The following is a 17,705-nucleotide window of genomic DNA, read 5'->3' as shown; positions in this document are numbered from 1 at the left end:
GGTCCTGTTCGGGGCTGAAGTCGACAAACGCATCCACTGAAAACGGAAACGCATGAATACCAAACAACAGACCATTCAGAAATCCATATCGGTATCGGGTGTGGGCCTGCATACGGGCGTCTCGGCTACGATGACGTTTCTGCCCGCGCCCACCAACCATGGCTATAAATTTCAGCGTGTCGACCTGCCCGGCCAGCCCATCGTGGACGCCGATGTAGACAACGTGGTAGACCTGTCGAGGGGAACGACCCTCGAGCAAAGTGGTGCCCGGATCCATACCGTAGAACACACCCTGGCGGCTCTGGTTGGTTTACAGATCGATAACGTGCTGATTCAGCTGGATGGTCCCGAGCCGCCCATCATGGATGGCTCGTCGATTCAGTTCATCGAGGCTCTCCGCAGCGCCGGTATCGAAGAGCAGAACGCCCAGCGTAACTACTTCGAAGTGAGCGAGTACGTTCACTACCGTAATGCCGAAAAAGATATTGAACTGGCCGCCCTGCCGCTGGACGATTACCGGCTGACGGTTATGGTCGACTACAACTCGCGCGTGATCAGCAGCCAGCACGCCTATCTGAACGACATCAGCCAGTTTCCCGAGCAGATCGCCAACTGCCGGACGTTCGTGTTCCTGCACGAACTCGAAGCGCTCTACAAGCAGAACCTGATCAAAGGGGGTGACCTCACCAACGCGATCGTGATCGTAGACCGCGAGGTTAACGATGGCGAACTGGACTACCTGGCCGACCTGCTGCACAAGTCGAAGGTAGGCGTCAACAAGCGGGAAGGCATTCTGAACAACCTGGAACTGCACTATCCCAACGAAATGGCCCGCCATAAACTGCTCGACATGGTGGGCGATCTGGCGCTGATTGGCCGGCCCATCAAAGCGCAGATCCTGGCGGCCCGGCCCGGCCATGCAGCCAACGTTGCCTTCGCCAAAAAAATAAAAAAACTGATGCTCAAAAACGCGGCTAATCAGGTGCCTAAGTACGATGCTACCCAACCGCCGGTTCTGGACATCAACCGAATTTCGCAGTTGCTGCCCCACCGCTACCCGTTTCAGATGATCGATAAAATCATCGCGCTGGACGAGAATAGCGTGGTTGGTATCAAAAATGTGACCATGAATGAGCCGTTCTTCCCGGGCCATTTTCCGGGAAACCCAGTTATGCCGGGGGTAATGCAGCTGGAAGCGATGGCTCAGACGGGTGGTATTCTGGTACTGAGTACGGTACCTGATCCTGAAAATTACTGGCCCTTTCTGGTCGGTATCGAAAATTGCCGGTTTCGGCGCAACGTTCTGCCGGGCGATACCGTAATCTTCCGGTGTGAGTTCACCACACCCATGAAGCGGGGTATTGTGAAAATGCAGGGCCGGGGGTACGTCAACAACCAGCTGGTTTGCGAAGCCGACATGATTGCCAGTCTGGTTAAAAAGAAATGATGAACGATGAATGATACCTGATGAGGAGCCATATCGCTGGTTTTCATCATGCTGCCCGGCTGGGCAAATCATTCGCTGAGGTTCCGACGGGTTCCCCTATCATTCATCGTTTATCATTCATCATTAGAAGAACATGATTCAACCATTAGCGTACATACACCCCGAAGCCAAGATTGCGCACAATGTGGTGATTGAGCCGTTTGCTATTATTCACAAGGATGTTGAAATTGGAGAGGGGACGTGGATTGGTTCGCACGCGGTTATCAACGAAGGTGCCCGTATTGGCCGTAACTGCCGAATTTATCCGGGCGCGGTCATCTCGTCCATTCCGCAGGATCTCAAGTTCAGAAACGAGTACACGCGGACGTTCATTGGCGACAACACGACTATTCGTGAATACGCCACCATCAGCCGCGGTACCGAAGAACACTGGAAAACGGAGATCGGCGCCAACTGCCTCATCATGGCCTACGCGCACGTAGCCCACGACTGCCGCATTGGCAATCACTGCATTCTGACCAACAACGTCCAGATGGCCGGCCACGTGTACATGGGCGACTGGGCCATTATCGGCGGGTCGAGTTCGGTACTTCAGTTCACGAAAATCGGCGCGCACGCTATGATTTCGGGCGGGTCGCTGGTCCGGAAAGACGTGCCGCCCTACACGAAAGCCGCTCGTGAGCCGCTGTCCTATACGGGCATCAACTCGATCGGTCTCCGTCGGCGTGGGTTCGACAATGACCGCATCAACGAAATTCAGGAAATATACCGCTATATCTACCTGCGTGGCCTGAACAACGCCGATGCGCTGACGCAGATCGAACTCGAATTGCCGCCATCGGATGAGCGCGACGAGATCGTTAATTTCATCCGTTCGTCCGAGCGGGGCATCATGAAAGGACCGACCTCATCGGGTACCGAACGCGAATAAAGCATACCAAAACCACCACGAATGGATAGAGACGCCACCCGGCGATCGCTGTCCATTCTTTGTTTCACCACCACGGTGGTAACGGCCACCGTGGAGCAGAACCATGGTGTGGTGTCGTAGAGACGCAACCCTTTGCGTCTCCTATCCGGATGGTATCGCGTCTCCTGTCCAGATGGTATTGCTGTCGCATAAGTGGTCCGTGAGGACACGGACCACGGTGAGAAGAGGAAAAACGACATAACAGTCGAATTATGGTCATCAGAGCGGATCAGGTTGGGAAAAAATACCGGAAAGAGTGGATCTTTCGGCGGGTCGATCTGACGTTTACGGCCGGAACGAGCTATACGTTCGTCGGACCGAACGGAAGCGGGAAATCGACGCTGCTGCAGCTGCTGGCCGGTAGTTTACCCATGACCGAAGGGAAGCTTACCTATAGCCTCAACGGAAAAGACCTGGATCCCGATAACTGGTTCCGGCATATCAGCCTGGCTGCCCCCTATCTGGAGCTGATCGAGGAGCTGACGCTGGATGAGCTGCTGCGGTTTCACCAGACATTCAAGCCGTTCAAGGCGGGCCTGACAACCGACCTGGTAGCCGATCGGCTGCTGCTGAGCCACGCCCGCCATAAAGAAGTCAAGTATTTCTCATCGGGGATGAAACAGCGGGTGAAACTCGGCCTGGCGTTCTTCTCCGACTCGCCGGTCGTTATCCTCGACGAACCCACGGCCAACCTCGACCGGCAGGGGGCGGCCTGGTACCACGAACAGGTGCGACAGCTTGGCCCCACCCAACTCCTGATTATAGGCTCCAACATTCCCGACGAATACGATTTCTGTCCGAATGTTATGGACGTAATGCGCTGGAAGTAAGCCCTGACGACGGGCTGCGCTGCGCCGACTGCCTATTTTTCCTATGTTGTTACTTCATGGATAAGCGACTACTTGCCTAACTATTTAGGGGTAGGCTTGTTTGTAAAGCAAACACACGGGATTATGGAACATTCACTGGCTGGAAAAACAGCGCTCGTTACGGGAGCCGCTTCGGGGATCGGGAAAGCCATTGCTCTGCTTTATGGACAACATGGTGCGAACGTGCTGGTATCGGATATCGATGCCGAAAAAGGGCAGGTTGTCGTCGAACAGATCAAGGGAATGGACGTGCAGGCGCATTTCGTGCTGGCCGACGTAGGCGACCCCGCCGAGTGCCAGCGGCTGGTGAACGAAGCCGTCAATCGCTATGGCAAACTGGATATTGCCTGCAACAACGCCGGTATCGGGGGTGAGCTGAACAAGACCGCCGACTATAGCCTGGAAGGGTGGCAGACCATAATCAACATCAATCTGAACAGCGTTTTTTATTGCCTCAAATACCAGCTGGCGCAGATGGCCAAACAGGGTACTGGGGTAGTGGTAAACATGGCCTCTATCCTGGGGCAGGTGGGTACCCCCAACTCGCCGGGGTATGTAGCGGCCAAACACGGCGTCGTTGGACTGACCAAAACCGCGGCCCTTGAATACGCAGCATCCGGCATTCGGGTCAACGCCGTTGGCCCTGCCTATATCGATACCCCCTTGCTGTCGGTACTGCCCGCCGACGCCCGGGAGCAACTCATCAGTATGCATCCCATCGGTCGGCTGGGTAAGTCGGACGAGGTCGCTGAACTGGTTATCTGGCTCTCCTCCGATAAAGCCTCCTTCGTAACGGGTTCGTACTACCCGGTCGATGGCGGTTACCTGGCGCAGTAATAAACTGGAAATAAACATGGGGCTGACCCGGCATATTACCTGCCGGGCCAGCCCTATTGCTTAAGCATCGTTTCGCAATACCTCCAGGGGCGGCCGGACCAGCACTTCGCGGCTGTTGAAAACCCCGATCAGGATCGTCAGCGTGGTGACTACGGCGGCTACGATAGCCAGTGGGGTAAGATCGGGTCGGAAAGCTACCTCGAACACAAACTGCGCCAGCGCCCAGGTGCCCAGCAACGAGAGCAGGATACCGGCCAGAGCCGCCAGCATACCCAGCAACCCGTATTCGAGCGCCGTTATCCGCAGAATCTGGTTGCGGCTGGCCCCGAGGGTCCGCAATAGGACGCTTTCGCGCAGGCGCTGGTATTTGCTGATGATGACCGAGCTGGCCAGCACCAGCAGGCCCGTCAGGATGCTGAACAGCGCCATGAACCGGATAACGAACGAGATTTGATCGAGAATCTCGTCGATCGTCTTCAGCACGAGGCCCAGATCGATGGCCGAGACGTTGGGAAACCGGCTGACCAGCTCCCGCTGCAACATGGCCGACACTTCGTTACTCGGAACCCGGGTCATCAGGACGTGGAACTGCGGAGCCTGTTCGAGTACGCCCGACGGAAAGACAACCAGAAAATTAGGCTGCACCCGGTTCCATTCCACCTCGCGGGTGCCGCCTACGATGGTCTGGACAGGTGCTCCCTGTACGTTAAACGTCAGCGTATCGCCAATTTTCAGCTGCATGCGGTCGAGGTAGGCTTTTTCGAACGATATATACGGGAGGCCATTGGCCTGATAGGGTACCTTCCCGGCGGTCAGCTTCTCCGACGAGATGAGCGAGTCGCGGTACGTAACCCGGTATTCGCGCATCATGGCCCAGTCCGGTATTTTCAGGCTGGTGTCTTTCCGTATGGCTTCGGGGGTAAGGCCGTTGATGGTGGCGAGCCGCATAGTTACCACCGGCACCTGCTCCAGCACGGGCAGCTTCTGCTGGACCACCAGCGAACGAACGCCGGCCAGTTGTTCATTCTGTATGTCGAACAGCACCATATTTGGCTGCTTGCCACTGGCCGACAGTTCGACCCGGTTCAGCAGGAGTCCCTGGGTCAGGTAGAGCGTAGAGATCAGGAAAGCCCCCAGTCCCACGGCCGTGACTAGTATCAGGGTCTGGTTGTTGGGGCGGTACAGGTTGGCCAGACTTTGCCGCCAGGTATAACTCCACGAAGCCGGGAAGAACCGCCGAACGAGCCAGATCAGGCCCAGGCCCAGCCCCGTCAGCGCGCCAAAGGCTACAGCCATGCCGCCCGTGAAGCCGAGCGCCAGGGTAAGACTACGGGTTTGCCAGTAGGAGAAGCCAACGATAAAGCCCAGCACCAGCAGGTACACCAGCCACCGCAGCGGGTCGCGGCCCGATAGGTCATCTTCGTAGCTGGTACGCAGCGTGCGCAGGGGCGATACGTTTCGGATGGCCAGCAGCGGCAGCAGCGAAAACAGGACCGAGATGAGCAGGCCTGTGCCGATACCACTCACGATGGCGGCTCCCGACAGGCCCGTCTCGACCGCTACCGGCAGAAAATCGCTGAACACCCGCGGCAGTACGAGCTGCACGACCGAGCCCAGCACCGCGCCGATCGCGGCCCCCAGCAGCCCCATCAGAGCGGTCTGGATGAGGTAGATCAGCAGGGCCTGCCGGCCGCTGGCTCCGAGGGTCCGCAGGATGGCTACGGAAGCTATCTTTTCTTTGACGTACAGCTGCACCGCACTCGCCACCCCTACGCAGCCCAGCAGCAGGGCCACAAAGGCTACCAGGCTGAGGTATTTGGTCAGGTCGGCAAAGGAGCGGCCGGTCTGCTGCTTGCGTGCCGTTACGGTATCGTAGTTGACGCCTTCCTTGTCCAGACGGCCCGAAATGGTTTTGACGTACGCGCCCACGTCGGTGCCGGCCGGAAACTGGTAGTAGTACTTGTAGGCAATCCGGCTGCCGCGCTGCAGCAGGCCCGTCTGGTTCAGGTACTTGTTGGGAATAAAAACGGTAGGGGCTACGGTCGTGGTGATGGCGGCCTGACCGGGGGTTTTCAGCACGCGGCCAGCGATCAGGAAAGAAAGGGTTCCGACCCGAACCGAGTCGCCGGGCTGCGCACCCAGTTGAACCAGCAGCGCATCGTCGACCAGGGCTACGCGGCTGCTGGCCTGCCGAAACGCCTGGACGGCCGCCAGCGGCTCTACCTCCCAGGTCCCATAATACGGAAACCCGCCTTCAAGCCCTTTGACCTGCGCCAGCCGTACCCCGCCCGTTTTCGGGATAGAGACCAGCGACGGAAACGACACTTCGTACGAGCGGCTGCGCCCCATGGTCTGGGCCAGCTGCACCGTTCGGCGCGAAGGCGGGCGCGTCCACGACAGGGTCAGGTCGGCGCCCAGCAGTTCACGGGCCTGCCCGTCGATGCTGCGTGCCAGGTTGTCGCCAAACGAGTTGATGGCTACCAGAGCGGCAATACCGAGCACAATGGCCGACATGAAAAGCAGCAAACGCTGTCGGCTCCGGCGGCTATCGCGCCAGGCCATGTTAAAAAGCCAAAGCATGTATCAGGAGCGAAAGAGTGAATTAGTCGGGTAACACGGTGGGCGCCGGGGTGCTAACTGGCTGGCCCGAGTCGGAGACAACGGCTCCACCCCGGATGCGGATAACGCGCTGGGTGCGGGCGGCCAGTTCGAGGTCGTGGGTAACGAGAACGAGCGTCGTGCCGGCTTCGCGGTTGAGTTCGAAGAGCAGGTCGACCACCGTGTCGCTGGTGTCGGCGTCGAGGTTGCCGGTGGGTTCGTCGGCGAAGAGCAGTTTGGGCCGGTTGGCAAAGGCGCGCGCCAGCGACACCCGCTGCTGTTCACCGCCCGAAAGCTGGGTAGGGTAGTGGTGGCCGCGCTGCCCCAGCCCCACCCGGTCGAGCAGGGCCTGGGCGGCTTTCTGGGCTCCGCGTTCGCCCCGCAGTTCGAGCGGCACCATTACGTTCTCGAGGGCGGTGAGGGTCGGCAGCAGCTGAAAGTTCTGGAAGATAAAGCCCACATGCTCATTCCGGACGGCGGCCCGCTGGTCTTCGCTGAGGGTATCGAGCCGGATGTCGTTCAGATACACGCTACCCGACGAGGCCCGGTCCAGACCGGCACACAAACCGAGCAGGGTCGTTTTGCCGCTGCCCGATGGCCCTACAATAGAAAACGTATCGCCCGGCTCGAGGGTGAAGTTGACCCCGTGTAAAACGGTCAGGTCGCGGCCCCCGCTCCGGTAAGTCTTGGTGAGATTTTCGACGTGCAGAATGCTCATGGAACAAAGAGCTAGTGTTTATTGATTACACACAGAGGCACCGGGAACGTAACGCTTCTGCTGGATTTCGCTGCGTTCTCGGTGCCTCTGTGTGTAATCAAAACCGAATACATTCCTATGAAGTTCTTGAGAACGAGGCAAACCCTGGCTTCTGTGACGAGCGGTCTGATACTAGGCGTAGCGGTTTGGGGCTGTGGGTCGTCGGATAAAAAAGACGATGCTGCTACCGCCCCGACCACGGCGAACGCGCCCGCAGCAACGACGGCTGCGGCTCCTTCGGCCAGGCGCGTTATTCTGTTCTACGGCAACAGCCTCACGGCCGGGTACGGGGTAGAGCCGTCGCAGGCGTTTCCGGCCCTGATTGGTCAGAAGATCGACTCGCTCGGGTTGAACTACCAGGTTGTCAATGCCGGACTCAGTGGCGAAACCACCGCCGGGGGCAAGAGCCGGATCGGCTGGGTCATGCGTCAGCCTGTTTCGGTATTCGTGCTCGAACTGGGGGGCAACGACGGTCTGCGCGGGTTGCCGCTCAGCTCGACCCGTCAGAACCTGCAGGCCATCATGGATACCGTTCGGCGCAAAAGCCCCGATGCAACGATCGTACTGGCGGGTATGCAGATACCGCCGAACATGGGTGCCGACTACACCCGCGAGTTTAGGGATCTGTTCAAAGAGCTGGCCGACAAAAATAAAGCGGTGCTGATTCCGTTTTTGCTCGAAGGCGTAGGGGGTGTACCGAAGCTGAACCAGCCCGACGGCATCCATCCAACGCCCGCCGGTCATAAGATCGTGGCTAATACGGTCTGGGGTATTCTGGAACCGGTATTGCGAAAAGAAGCTCAATAAAACAGGCCGGGGGCCGTCAGCTGACGGCCCCCGGCCTGTTTTTAGAAGGGATACCCTACGCCTATGTTGAAGACCAGATTCTGTTTGCGCCAGTTGCTGTCGCGCAGGTTGATCTGGTTAATGACCCATTCGCTACCGTCGACCTTGTACGGTTTGCGCAGCGGGGTGGCCAGGTCCAGCCGAATCAGGAAGTACGACAGATCGATCCGGATACCGGCTCCGGTACCGATAGCCACCTGCTCATAAAACTGTTTGGTGAACTGGGCCTCCGGACCAAATACGTTGATGGCGTAATAAGACCAGATATTACCGGCGTCGACAAACACGGCGCCCTCTACGTACTTGTTGAATTTCAGCCGCAGTTCCGTATTGGCTTCCAGCCGGATATCACCCCCGCCGTCCTGGGTGATGAGCACATTCTGCAGGGTATCGCGGGTGAACAGACCGGGGCCGATGGCGCGGGGCCGAAAGGCGCGAATACTGTTGCTGCCGCCCACAAAATACTGACGGATCAACGGCAGCGACATATCCCGGGAGTTGCCGTAGGGCAGGCCGACGCCCACAAAAAGCCGGTTGGCCCAGGTAAGGTTCGAACCCAGCCGCCGGTAAACCCGGGCGTCGGCATCGAAACGGACGTACTGGGCAAAGGGAACGTTGAAAATAACCTTGTCGCCGTTTTCGTCGCGCTTGTTGAACAGCAGATTGGCGAGGTTACCCGCCACTTCGATGTTGGAGGTCAGCCGGAAGGTGGTGGGCGAGACCGTACGGGGTGACGAGTTGTAGTTAAACGTGTAGAGCGAACTGAGGATCAGCTGTTTGGACCGTTGTATGTTAACCAGCTGCCGAAAGATGAACGGGTTCTCGACGGCCGAGTCGATAAAGGCCTGGCTGATGTTCGAAGGCAGCACATAAGTGGCATTGAACGGCTGAAACGAATGCTCGATCTGCTGATTCTGCCGCCATGAGTAACCAAAGGTGGTCTGAAACGAATTGAGACTGTAGAGGTTGCCGCGGATAATGGTCTGATACCCAAGGGTGACGTTTGTTTTGGGCAGGGCCCGCTGGCGCTCATCCTGACGGAACCGGATGGGGCTGACCAGCCGCGGAAAACTCAGCAGTGCTTCGAGGCCATAGCGGTAATTCGTTATGCCCTGATTGCCCGCGTTGACCTGAAATTCGATACCGGCGTTGGCGTTGATGGTCAGTAGTTCGGCCCGTTTGAGTGCGTTACGGTTGCGCCAGCTCAGGGTAAGCTGCGAACCGGTAAAGTTGTTGGAGCGCGAGGTGCCGTCGATTTCGAGCCGGACCGATTTGGTCGGGTAGGGCGTCAGGTAATAATGCACGTCGAGAACGGCCGAGTCGCCCTGCTGGTCGGGGTCGAAGCGGTTCCGGACAAACTTGAACGCGCCGACGTTCACGAACCGCGACAGCGTCAGATCCTGCGCCCGGCTGTTGTAGCGTTTGCCCGGCAGTACGGTTACGATATCGCGGAACAGCTTGGGGTTGAAGTGGTTGGTCGAATCGACAACGTTGAACCGATTTTCGGGGGTCTGGTAGGCCTGCTGCCGGTTGGTGTCGCGCTGAGCCGTTGACAGGTTGTAGTTCGGGTAGATGAAGACGTTCCGGATCGAGTAGGGCACGCCGGCTGCAGCGGGCATCTCCGGCTTGATGTACATGTACAAATCAGTCCGGTGAGCAGCTGAGTCGTTGTCGGCTAGGGCCGCTACGTAATCGGGCAGGAAGTAATAAAACCCGCGCTGTTTCATGTACTGACCGATGCGTTCCCGTTCCAGTTTGATGGCGTCGAGCTGGTACGGAATGCCTTTTTTGAGTAACGTCCGACGGGCCGATGTCATGAAATTCCGGCGTGCGCTGGTGTCGCTCAGCGCCAGCGAGTCGAATACGAAGGCCACCGAATCAATGTAAAAACGGGGTTTCAGCTGCACCGTATAAACCCCTCGGGCTTTGTAACCTTCTTCTTTCAGCTCGCCCGTTACCTGCGAGTCGAAATATCCTTCGTTCTGCATCCGAGCCTCCCAGACCGGAATACTCGACGAAATAGCCTTGGCACTTGCGAAGACCGGCTCCTGTCCGAATTTCCGGCGAAACCAGGCTCTGAATCCGTTCTTGCTGCGGGGTTCGCCAAAGAGGTAATAAGCCGCTACTTTCCAGGGGTACCCCAGGAGCTGTTTATTGGGCCGCGGCCGGGCCAGCGCCGTCAGTTGCTCTTCCATCGCATCCTGTTCCGACTCGGGCACGGTGGAGTCGGCCTGCATTACAATATCGGTGCCCATGTAGAGCCGTTCGTTGGGCGGCAGCCGCTTGGCCACGTTACAGGCGTTCAGGGTAATCAGCAACAGCACAAACAGAGCCGGACCCCTGTAGGGCCAGATACCGGCTCGATCTATGGTGGGGAAACTCATTTTCATATACGTCAATTCAGGGCGGCACCGGGCGACCGGCGGAAGATATCGGAGAAGGTGTTGTAATCGACCGTGATGATAAAGCCAATGCCCGTTTCGATCACGTACCCATCCAGTACCGCCTGGTAGTCGTTACGGCGGTAGCCACGCAGTACATAGCGGCCATCGCGCGTAATGGTGTAGTTCACCGACAGGTTGTCAAACACTTCGCTCGGATTGCGGGTGGTGCTCTTGGCCGCGTTTTCGAGTACGAAGTTCCGGCCGACCGACACCGTAACCCGACCCTCCAGAAAACTCCGCGACAGCCCCACGTTCAGGTCAGTGCGGGCGCCGTTGGTCAGACCACCGGTGTTGGCGCTGCCCGTTTGCGAGAGCAGGTCGAGGTCAACGTCGAAGCCTTTCAGCACGCCCGACGCCAGCCGGCCCAGCTGCTCGGACAGGAGTTTGCTGACGCTGTTTCGCGCTACGCCCTCGGCCTGGGTGTCGAGCCCGCCCGACGAGCCACCCGAGAAAAAGTCGGAGGTGTTTTCGGGCAAGAACCGGTTCAGAATCAGCAGCGCAAAGACCTGCTTGTTAATCTGCGACTGATCCTGCCGCAGCGTCTTCAGCTTGTTCTCGATCGTGGTGGCAAAGGGGCTGTTGGCCGCGCTGTTGCTGCCGTCCTCAATTTCGGGCAGCCGGATGTCGAAGTCCAGCTTGGGCCGGGCCAGGTTGTCGCTGATCGATAGGGCCACCTGGAAAGGTAGTTTCCGCTTGATGGCATTGGCATCGACCGTTGTCGATTCGTTCCCGATCAGATCCGCGGGCGAGACCGCCACGTCGTAAAGCGCGGTCATATTGATGTCAGCCCGCAGCGGATCGCCGGAGAAGTTGATATAGCCGCCTTTCTGGATTTTGAACTGCCGTTTCAGCACCTGGTAGGTCAGCGAGTATTCGCCCTCGGTAACGTCGTAGCGGCCCAGCACCGTGATCTGACCGGCAGCGTTCACGCCCACGTTGAGCCGGGCATTGCCGCGGGCGCGCAGGTAGTCGCCGTTGAGCTCATCGACCACAATGGTCAGCTCCGACTTCTCGTCGGCCTCCAGATCGAGCGAAATCGTTGAGTTGCTCAGCTCGTCGAAGGCCAGTCGTTTCGTAGTTGTCGAATCGGTTTTGGGTCGATAGATGTACTTTTTCAGCCCCAGCGAGTCGTTGTGGTTGATAAACGTAACAATGCCGTTGGCTTCGTTGACATCGACCGATTCGTCGGGCAGAACCAGGGAGATCTTGCTGCCATCGTCGAGCCGGACTTTTCCGTTGATCGATGCGTTGGACCCCGTTCCCTTGATCCGCAGGTCGGCCGTAACGGCGGCCTGCCCGTAGGCGTAGTCGTTGTCTTTCCGGGCTGCGTTGAGTACCTGAAACTGGTTGGCCCGTACCCGCAGGTTATAGGCGGCATTGGGCAGATTCTTCAGGACCACCGTACCGTCGGTGGTCAGGGTGCGACCCAATGTATCGCGCACGTTGAAATCGTTGAGGGTGATGGTCTGGCCTCTGAACGACAGCTGCTCCTGATCGATGCGGTAGGTCGCGTTCAGCTGCCTGATATTGAAGGCTACCGAGTCGAAGGCCAGCCGTCCGTTGGTTTGCGGATCGGTCAGCGATCCGGCCACGGTAAACTCGCCCGTCAGCTTACCCCGGGCCTGCCGAAGCTCGCCGAAACTAAACGCTTCGATGGTGCGGGCGTCCAGTCGTTTCAGGGTAACGGCCAGGTCGAGAGCCGCTTTGGGGTCTTCCGGGTTATAAAATCCGCTGACGGTAGCGTCGTTATAAGGCCCGGCCAGCACCGTGTTGACGTTGATCCGGCCGTCTGAATTGTTGCTGAAGCGGGCCGTGAGGTTCCCGATCGGTTTCTGCATCACCTCCAGGCTGTCGACGTAGATCGAGCCGATGAACGACAGCTGGTTATCTTCGCCCAGGTAGTCGCGCACTACGACCGTGCCGTTCAGCTCGCCCGAGGCCAGGGTAGTGTCCTGCTGCGCCAGCCGTGCCAGATACCCCAGCTCCACGGCCCGGGTGGTGATGCGGATGGGGGCGTTGCCGTAGGGTTCGGTGCTGCTGACCTCCAGCGACTGCGGACCCGAGTCGAGCCGCAGTCGGTTGATCAGCACGCCGTCGTTTCCGTACTGGGCGAAGCCGCTGGTGTCGGTATCCCAGCGCTCGTAGTTGGTGAGCAGGCCGTTGGGCGCAAACTGAAAGCGGTAGTTTTTGTCGACGATACTGAGCGTACCGGCCAGCCCGAACCGGTCTTTATCGACCGAGTCTTTGTTGACTATGGCAAACCGGAGCCGGTTGTTGGCGGCCGTTCCGGTAATGTCGGTTTCGCGCAGCGTCAGGCCGTCGTACAAAATCCCGTTGATCGTCCCGGTCAGGCTCAGCTCGTTGTTGACGGCCTGCATAGCCAGTGTGGCGCCCTTGATGGTGGTCGTATCGTAGACGATGGTACCCGTCCGGATGGTGGCCGACAGGGTGGTGTCGCGGGTTGAACCGGTCAGGCTACCGGCCGGGTTGGCGTTGTCGAGGTAGGCCGTCAGCTGAACCGTGTCGAGCCGTGTCAGGGCCGGTACAAACGCCTGAAAAAGCGGGTTCTGATACGCTTTGAGGCCGACCTGGAACGCGTAGGGGGGCGGAATGGTCTTGAACGTCAGATCCGGGATAGCGATGTACCGGCTGATCTCACTGGCTACGATATCGTACAGCTGGGCGTACTCAAACTGACCGTTCAGGGTTAGCCGGGCGCCCGGCACCTGAGCCAGCACCCGCTTCGTATTCCCGTTAGCGGCCAGCCGGGCGTAGAGCGAGTCGACAGGGTAGCTTTTTCCGTTCAGCGTAATCACTGCGTCGGCGGCTTCGACCGTACCGACGGGCCGGGCCGGATCGGTCGAAGCCATATCGAGAATAATCCGGCCTTTGACCGACAGCGGGTCGTTGTACAACTTAAGCGGTTGCAGGTTCAGCTCGTTAATGACGGCCTGGCCGGTTACGCTCGGAAAGCCAGCCTCCGGCGCGGTCAGGTTCTTCAGTCCGACTTTCATGTCCAGGTTCAGGCTGGCGTTCGGGTCGCGGAGCGTGCCGACGATATCGAGCAGACCGTTGGCCAGCCGGCCTTCGGCGACGAGGTTCTGATAGCGGTAGCCGGTCAGCTCGGCCGACTGTACGTTGACATCGAAGCGGGTCGTCAGCGTGTTGACGTCGATTCCCCGGCCATCTACCGTAGCGCGTCCGGTCAGTTTGCCGACGGTGCCGGTTTGTTTGGTCCACTTGCCCGCGTCGAAATCCTGGAGGTCGAGGGTGCCTTTATAGGTCTGGTTTTTTCCGGTCACGAATCCGGCCAGTCGCCCGTCGAACGCGGCCGAACCCCAGTCGGTCCGCAGATTGGCGTCGATAATCAAATCGTTCAGCTGGCCCTGGAGCCGCCCCGTCAGGTCGAAATCCGGCGGCAGGTCGATGCTGGACGGAATCGACCCTTTGGGTGCCAGCTGGTTGATGTCGGCCAGGCGGGTCGTAGCCTCCCGAATGGTCAGGTCAACACCCAGCCGTTCGGGGTCGGTTACGTTGGTCAGCCGGCCGCCCATGCGCAGGTGCGTTCCCGACAGCATGTCGAGATCGAAGCGGGGCAGGTTGAGGGCCGCCAGTGTTCCGGTTGCCTGCGCGTTGGCCACGAATACGCCCTTCGGGTTACCGGCAAAGGGAGGAGTGTCGGCCAGAAAAGGCGCCAGTTGCAGCACATCGGCTACCGACAGGCGACTCTGGCGCAGGTTAACCCGCACCTGAACCCGGTTGGCAAAGCGCGGTATACTCAACTGGCCGAGCGAGTCGTAGCGCAGTATGAGCTGATCGCGCAGCAGCGAGGTGGGCGTCTTGATAAGCAGGTTGGTAACCTGGGTAGTTCGGTCGGTGTAGAGCAGGTTGCCGCTCAGCTGCTGCAGGGTAAACCCGCTCGAGGCCCGGAACCGGCCGTTCCGAAGCTGCCCGCTGATCCGCTGCCCACGGGCGCCCTGGTCTTCGTACACCAGCGCCTGCCCATCGATGCCCAGGTTCTGGAGGTCGAGGTGGCCGTAGTCGAGTCCTTTTGGCTGCCGGGGCGCCGTCTCGTCGTCGTAACGGATTCGGTTGTTGGCCAGCCGAACGGTACCGAGTCGGGCAAACCAGCCGGGCGCACCGGCGCTTGTCGCGGACGAGGGTGGGGTAGTGGTGGCTTTTTTGGTCGGTTTGGTCAGGCGGGCGGCAATGTCGCCATTCTCCAGAGCGAGTGAGCGGATGCCGATCTTCTGGCCGTTCAGATAAAAATAATCCGTCTCCATGGCCAGCCGCCCCACTTTCCCCTTGGTGCTGAAGTCGGCGGTTTCAACGCGGACATCCCACTGAGCGCGGTTGACGGTCCATTTGCCCAGCCCGATGTCGAGCGAGTCGGCCGGGTCGGAGGCCGGGCTATCGGGCGTCGGCAGCCCGTTGTAAAGCCGCGTGTAAGCATTCAGTCCGTCAATGGCTACGTTCTCCAGGTGATACTGTGAGGTATACACGTCGGTCTTGACGAAGTTGGCCCGCAGGCTGTCGACATAGGCATTCACGTCGGCGCCGACCACATCATCGCGGTATTTGATTCGGACATCTTTCAGCGAAATACCCGTCAGGTTGATCGCCATGGGGGTAGCGGTGGTGTCGGCGGGTTCGGGCGCGGTACCGGTGTCGAAAGCGTTGATGAGGTACTGGAAATTAAAGGTCGTATCGGGCAACGTCCGGCTGATGGTCAGGCGTGTCCGTTCCAGCTCGATCTGGTTGATAGACGCCTTGTTGTCGAACAGCAGCCCCCACATATCGAGGTCGACGCGCATCCGGCCGCCGTTGAGCAGGGTATCGCCCTGGGGTGTTTTGAAGAAGACATCTTCCAGCTCGATGTAGTCGGGAATGCTGTAGCGGACGCGGCCGATGCGGAACGGCGACTTGATCTTTCCGGCCAGATAGCTGTTGACCTGCTTGGTAACGAGCTGCTGGCCCCAGGGCGTCGTGGCTACCAACGCCACAAAGCCCACGAGCAGGAGCACGAGGGCGAGCAGACCAAGCAGAACACGGACAAGTACTTTAGTGGCAGACATGCGTTAGATTTCCGATTGGCCAAAAACAGCCTGACGGTGTGTTGACGCAACATAACTTTTTCTGTTAACGCGCACAACCGCTAATATGTTACTAACTCCAGCAAGCCACAGGATAGGCTTCTTCGGCAACAGACACCCCTGCCTGACCTAAATTCGCTTACCGTTGGCTCAACCGGAGCGGTATGTTCAGGCCATCTGTTTGCCCAAATGGCTACCAGGCCGACCAAGTAGTGAACAATCTAAACGAACACTGCTATGTTCATGCCATTTCGGGTTTCGCTGGCCGTTCCAGCCTTGTGTCTGCTTATCCTGGGCAGTTGTAAGAAAGACGAGGTCGACCCAACCAAAGGATTTTCTACCAGTATCCAGTCCCTTATTGCGCAGGATGACATCGAAACCCTGCGTCAGCGCGGCATGCCCATTTACGAAGGCACTGTGCCGCCCAATATTGAAGGCATCTACATGTCGGCTCCGCACGAGCTGGTCAGTCCCTACGGCCCTGACGATACCTTCAGGCCGGGCGATGAGTTCACCGATCTGATCCTCCGTTTTTCGGAGCAGACCAGTACTGACCAGCGGGCCAAAGTAGAGCTGAAAACGGGTAACTCGACCGGCGCGGGGCAGGGGGGCTTTATTGCCGGCAACGGGACCCAGTTCACGTTCTTTGCCGAAATCGACCTGAAATCTGGCGCTGCCACGGCCAAACAGATCCGGATATTTTCGGGTGAGATGACCAGCGACGGCATCAAGAACCTGTACACTACCCTGTACATGAAAAGTAAAAACGACCCCAGCGATGAGCTGATTCCGGTCGGTACGTCCCGCATCATCAAAGATGGCGACGGGCTGGCCAGCAAACGAACCTCGTTCCGCGCCGGTGCCGATGCGGTTGAGAAGCCCACCGACAGCGCAGGTCGCTAACCGCTCAGGCCATAGGCCAACCTTTTGTCCGGCGGGCGGTTCTTTCTTGAACTAGGGGTTGCACACCCGGTCGGGAGCCGGTAGTTTTGTGCAACCTACTTTTTCAATGCTATGACCGAATTGTTTACGGCTGAATCGATCATCAGTCTGTTGACCCTGACGTTCCTGGAAATCGTTCTGGGGATCGACAATATTATTTTCATTTCCATCGCGGCCAACAAACTGGCCCGTGAAGACCAGGCCAGGGCGCGTAACATCGGGTTGATCCTGGCTATGGGGTTCCGGCTGCTGCTGCTGATGGGAATCTCGTTCGTTATTTCGCTGAGCAAGCCGTTTACCCATATTGACTCGGGCTGGTTCCGGGCCGAGCTGACCGGGCAGAGCCTGATTCTGTTTGCGGGTGGTTTATTCCTGCTCTACAAGGCGACCTCCGAAATCCACCACAAGCTGGAAGGACCGGGCGAAGACGAGGTGACGGGCCAAACAACGGGTAAGACAACGATCAGCAGCGTCGTGGCGCAGATTGCCATTACGAACATCGTCTTCTCGATCGACTCCATCCTGACCGCCATCGGGCTGACCCAGAACGTAACCATCATGATGATTGCGGTAGTGCTGTCGGTGCTGGTCATGATGTTCTTTGCCGGGCCGGTAGGGCGTTTCGTCAACGAGCACCCGACCATCCAGATGCTGGGGCTGGCCTTTCTGATCATGATCGGGTTCATGCTCGTGGTCGAAGGGGCTCACCTGTCGGAGGTTGTTATTTTTAACCAGCCGATCGGTACGGTGCCCAAAGGGTATCTCTACTTTGCGATTGCGTTCTCGCTGCTGGTCGAGTTCCTGAACATCCGGCTGCGCAAGACGCAGAAGCCGGTTCAGCTACGCGGCTACGAAGGGCAACCCCTGCGCGACGGCATGGTCTGATCCTAAAAAAAGTACCG

Annotated in this window: 11 protein-coding genes; 7 read left to right on the top strand and 4 right to left on the bottom strand. The window is 58.6% G+C overall.

Features of this window, described 5'->3' with window-relative positions:
- The first annotated feature begins 52 nt into the window (after positions 1-52).
- The 4 genes from EQG79_RS08095 to EQG79_RS08080 all read left to right on the top strand — a co-directional run bounded on the left by EQG79_RS08095 (position 53) and on the right by EQG79_RS08080 (position 4,123).
- Complete coding sequence (locus EQG79_RS08095) at positions 53-1,447, top strand: bifunctional UDP-3-O-[3-hydroxymyristoyl] N-acetylglucosamine deacetylase/3-hydroxyacyl-ACP dehydratase (protein ID WP_077920618.1); 1,395 nt, start codon at positions 53-55, stop codon at positions 1,445-1,447.
- A 133-nt stretch (positions 1,448-1,580) separates the two neighbouring features.
- Positions 1,581-2,378 (top strand): acyl-ACP--UDP-N-acetylglucosamine O-acyltransferase, encoded by a 798-nt coding sequence (gene lpxA, locus EQG79_RS08090; protein ID WP_077920619.1) that lies wholly within the window; start codon positions 1,581-1,583, stop codon positions 2,376-2,378.
- A 251-nt stretch (positions 2,379-2,629) separates the two neighbouring features.
- Complete coding sequence (locus EQG79_RS08085; RefSeq protein WP_170315645.1) at positions 2,630-3,247, top strand: ABC transporter ATP-binding protein; 618 nt, start codon at positions 2,630-2,632, stop codon at positions 3,245-3,247.
- Positions 3,248-3,370: 123 nt separating this feature from the next.
- Positions 3,371-4,123 (top strand): SDR family NAD(P)-dependent oxidoreductase, encoded by a 753-nt coding sequence (locus EQG79_RS08080; RefSeq protein WP_129601046.1) that lies wholly within the window; start codon positions 3,371-3,373, stop codon positions 4,121-4,123.
- A gap of 60 nt (positions 4,124-4,183) precedes the next feature.
- On the opposite strand, the gene EQG79_RS08075 is transcribed toward EQG79_RS08080, so the two are convergent.
- Together EQG79_RS08075 and EQG79_RS08070 are read right to left on the bottom strand one after the other, a co-directional pair.
- Positions 4,184-6,703 (bottom strand): ABC transporter permease, encoded by a 2,520-nt coding sequence (locus EQG79_RS08075; RefSeq protein ID WP_240699302.1) that lies wholly within the window; start codon positions 6,701-6,703, stop codon positions 4,184-4,186.
- Positions 6,704-6,725: 22 nt separating this feature from the next.
- Positions 6,726-7,439 carry an ABC transporter ATP-binding protein gene (locus EQG79_RS08070; RefSeq protein ID WP_077920621.1) on the bottom strand — a complete coding sequence of 238 codons (714 nt, stop codon included), beginning with the start codon at positions 7,437-7,439 and terminating at the stop codon, positions 6,726-6,728.
- A 117-nt stretch (positions 7,440-7,556) separates the two neighbouring features.
- Between EQG79_RS08070 and EQG79_RS08065 the strand changes: the two genes are divergently transcribed.
- Positions 7,557-8,285 (top strand): arylesterase, encoded by a 729-nt coding sequence (locus tag EQG79_RS08065; protein ID WP_129601045.1) that lies wholly within the window; start codon positions 7,557-7,559, stop codon positions 8,283-8,285.
- A 41-nt stretch (positions 8,286-8,326) separates the two neighbouring features.
- Here the strand turns inward: EQG79_RS08065 and tamL are convergent, their stop codons facing one another.
- Positions 8,327-10,708: a translocation and assembly module lipoprotein TamL gene (gene tamL / locus EQG79_RS08060; RefSeq protein ID WP_240699301.1), complete on the bottom strand. Its 2,382-nt coding sequence runs from the start codon at positions 10,706-10,708 to the stop codon at positions 8,327-8,329.
- An 11-nt stretch (positions 10,709-10,719) separates the two neighbouring features.
- A complete protein-coding gene (locus tag EQG79_RS08055; protein ID WP_129601044.1) occupies positions 10,720-15,843 on the bottom strand; it encodes a translocation/assembly module TamB domain-containing protein in 5,124 nt (1,707 codons plus the stop codon).
- A gap of 255 nt (positions 15,844-16,098) precedes the next feature.
- On the opposite strand from EQG79_RS08055, the gene EQG79_RS08050 reads away from it, so the two are divergent.
- The gene (locus tag EQG79_RS08050) at positions 16,099-16,764 is read left to right on the top strand and encodes a hypothetical protein (protein WP_077920624.1); all 666 of its coding nucleotides are present in this window, start codon (positions 16,099-16,101) and stop codon (positions 16,762-16,764) included.
- 111 nt (positions 16,765-16,875) lie between these two features.
- Complete coding sequence (locus EQG79_RS08045) at positions 16,876-17,688, top strand: TerC family protein (protein WP_077920625.1); 813 nt, start codon at positions 16,876-16,878, stop codon at positions 17,686-17,688.
- The last annotated feature ends 17 nt before the right edge of the window (positions 17,689-17,705 follow it).

The organism is Spirosoma sordidisoli, from assembly GCF_004138325.1.
Lineage (GTDB): Bacteria > Bacteroidota > Bacteroidia > Cytophagales > Spirosomataceae > Spirosoma > Spirosoma sordidisoli.
Note: the sequence above shows the minus strand (reverse complement) of the source record. Positions and strands in the feature narration are given on the sequence as shown.

What these genes read in the sequence shown, in the direction of transcription:
- tamL (WP_240699301.1), bottom strand. Translation starts at nt 10,708, where the DNA reads ATGAGTTTCCCCACCATAGATCGAGCCGGTATCTGGCCCTACAGGGGT.
- lpxA (WP_077920619.1), top strand. Translation starts at nt 1,581, where the DNA reads ATGATTCAACCATTAGCGTACATACACCCCGAAGCCAAGATTGCGCAC.
- EQG79_RS08085 (WP_170315645.1), top strand. Translation starts at nt 2,630, where the DNA reads ATGGTCATCAGAGCGGATCAGGTTGGGAAAAAATACCGGAAAGAGTGG.
- EQG79_RS08050 (WP_077920624.1), top strand. Translation starts at nt 16,099, where the DNA reads ATGTTCATGCCATTTCGGGTTTCGCTGGCCGTTCCAGCCTTGTGTCTG.
- EQG79_RS08045 (WP_077920625.1), top strand. Translation starts at nt 16,876, where the DNA reads ATGACCGAATTGTTTACGGCTGAATCGATCATCAGTCTGTTGACCCTG.
- EQG79_RS08055 (WP_129601044.1), bottom strand. Translation starts at nt 15,843, where the DNA reads ATGTCTGCCACTAAAGTACTTGTCCGTGTTCTGCTTGGTCTGCTCGCC.
- EQG79_RS08080 (WP_129601046.1), top strand. Translation starts at nt 3,371, where the DNA reads ATGGAACATTCACTGGCTGGAAAAACAGCGCTCGTTACGGGAGCCGCT.
- EQG79_RS08075 (WP_240699302.1), bottom strand. Translation starts at nt 6,703, where the DNA reads ATGCTTTGGCTTTTTAACATGGCCTGGCGCGATAGCCGCCGGAGCCGA.
- EQG79_RS08095 (WP_077920618.1), top strand. Translation starts at nt 53, where the DNA reads ATGAATACCAAACAACAGACCATTCAGAAATCCATATCGGTATCGGGT.
- EQG79_RS08070 (WP_077920621.1), bottom strand. Translation starts at nt 7,439, where the DNA reads ATGAGCATTCTGCACGTCGAAAATCTCACCAAGACTTACCGGAGCGGG.
- EQG79_RS08065 (WP_129601045.1), top strand. Translation starts at nt 7,557, where the DNA reads ATGAAGTTCTTGAGAACGAGGCAAACCCTGGCTTCTGTGACGAGCGGT.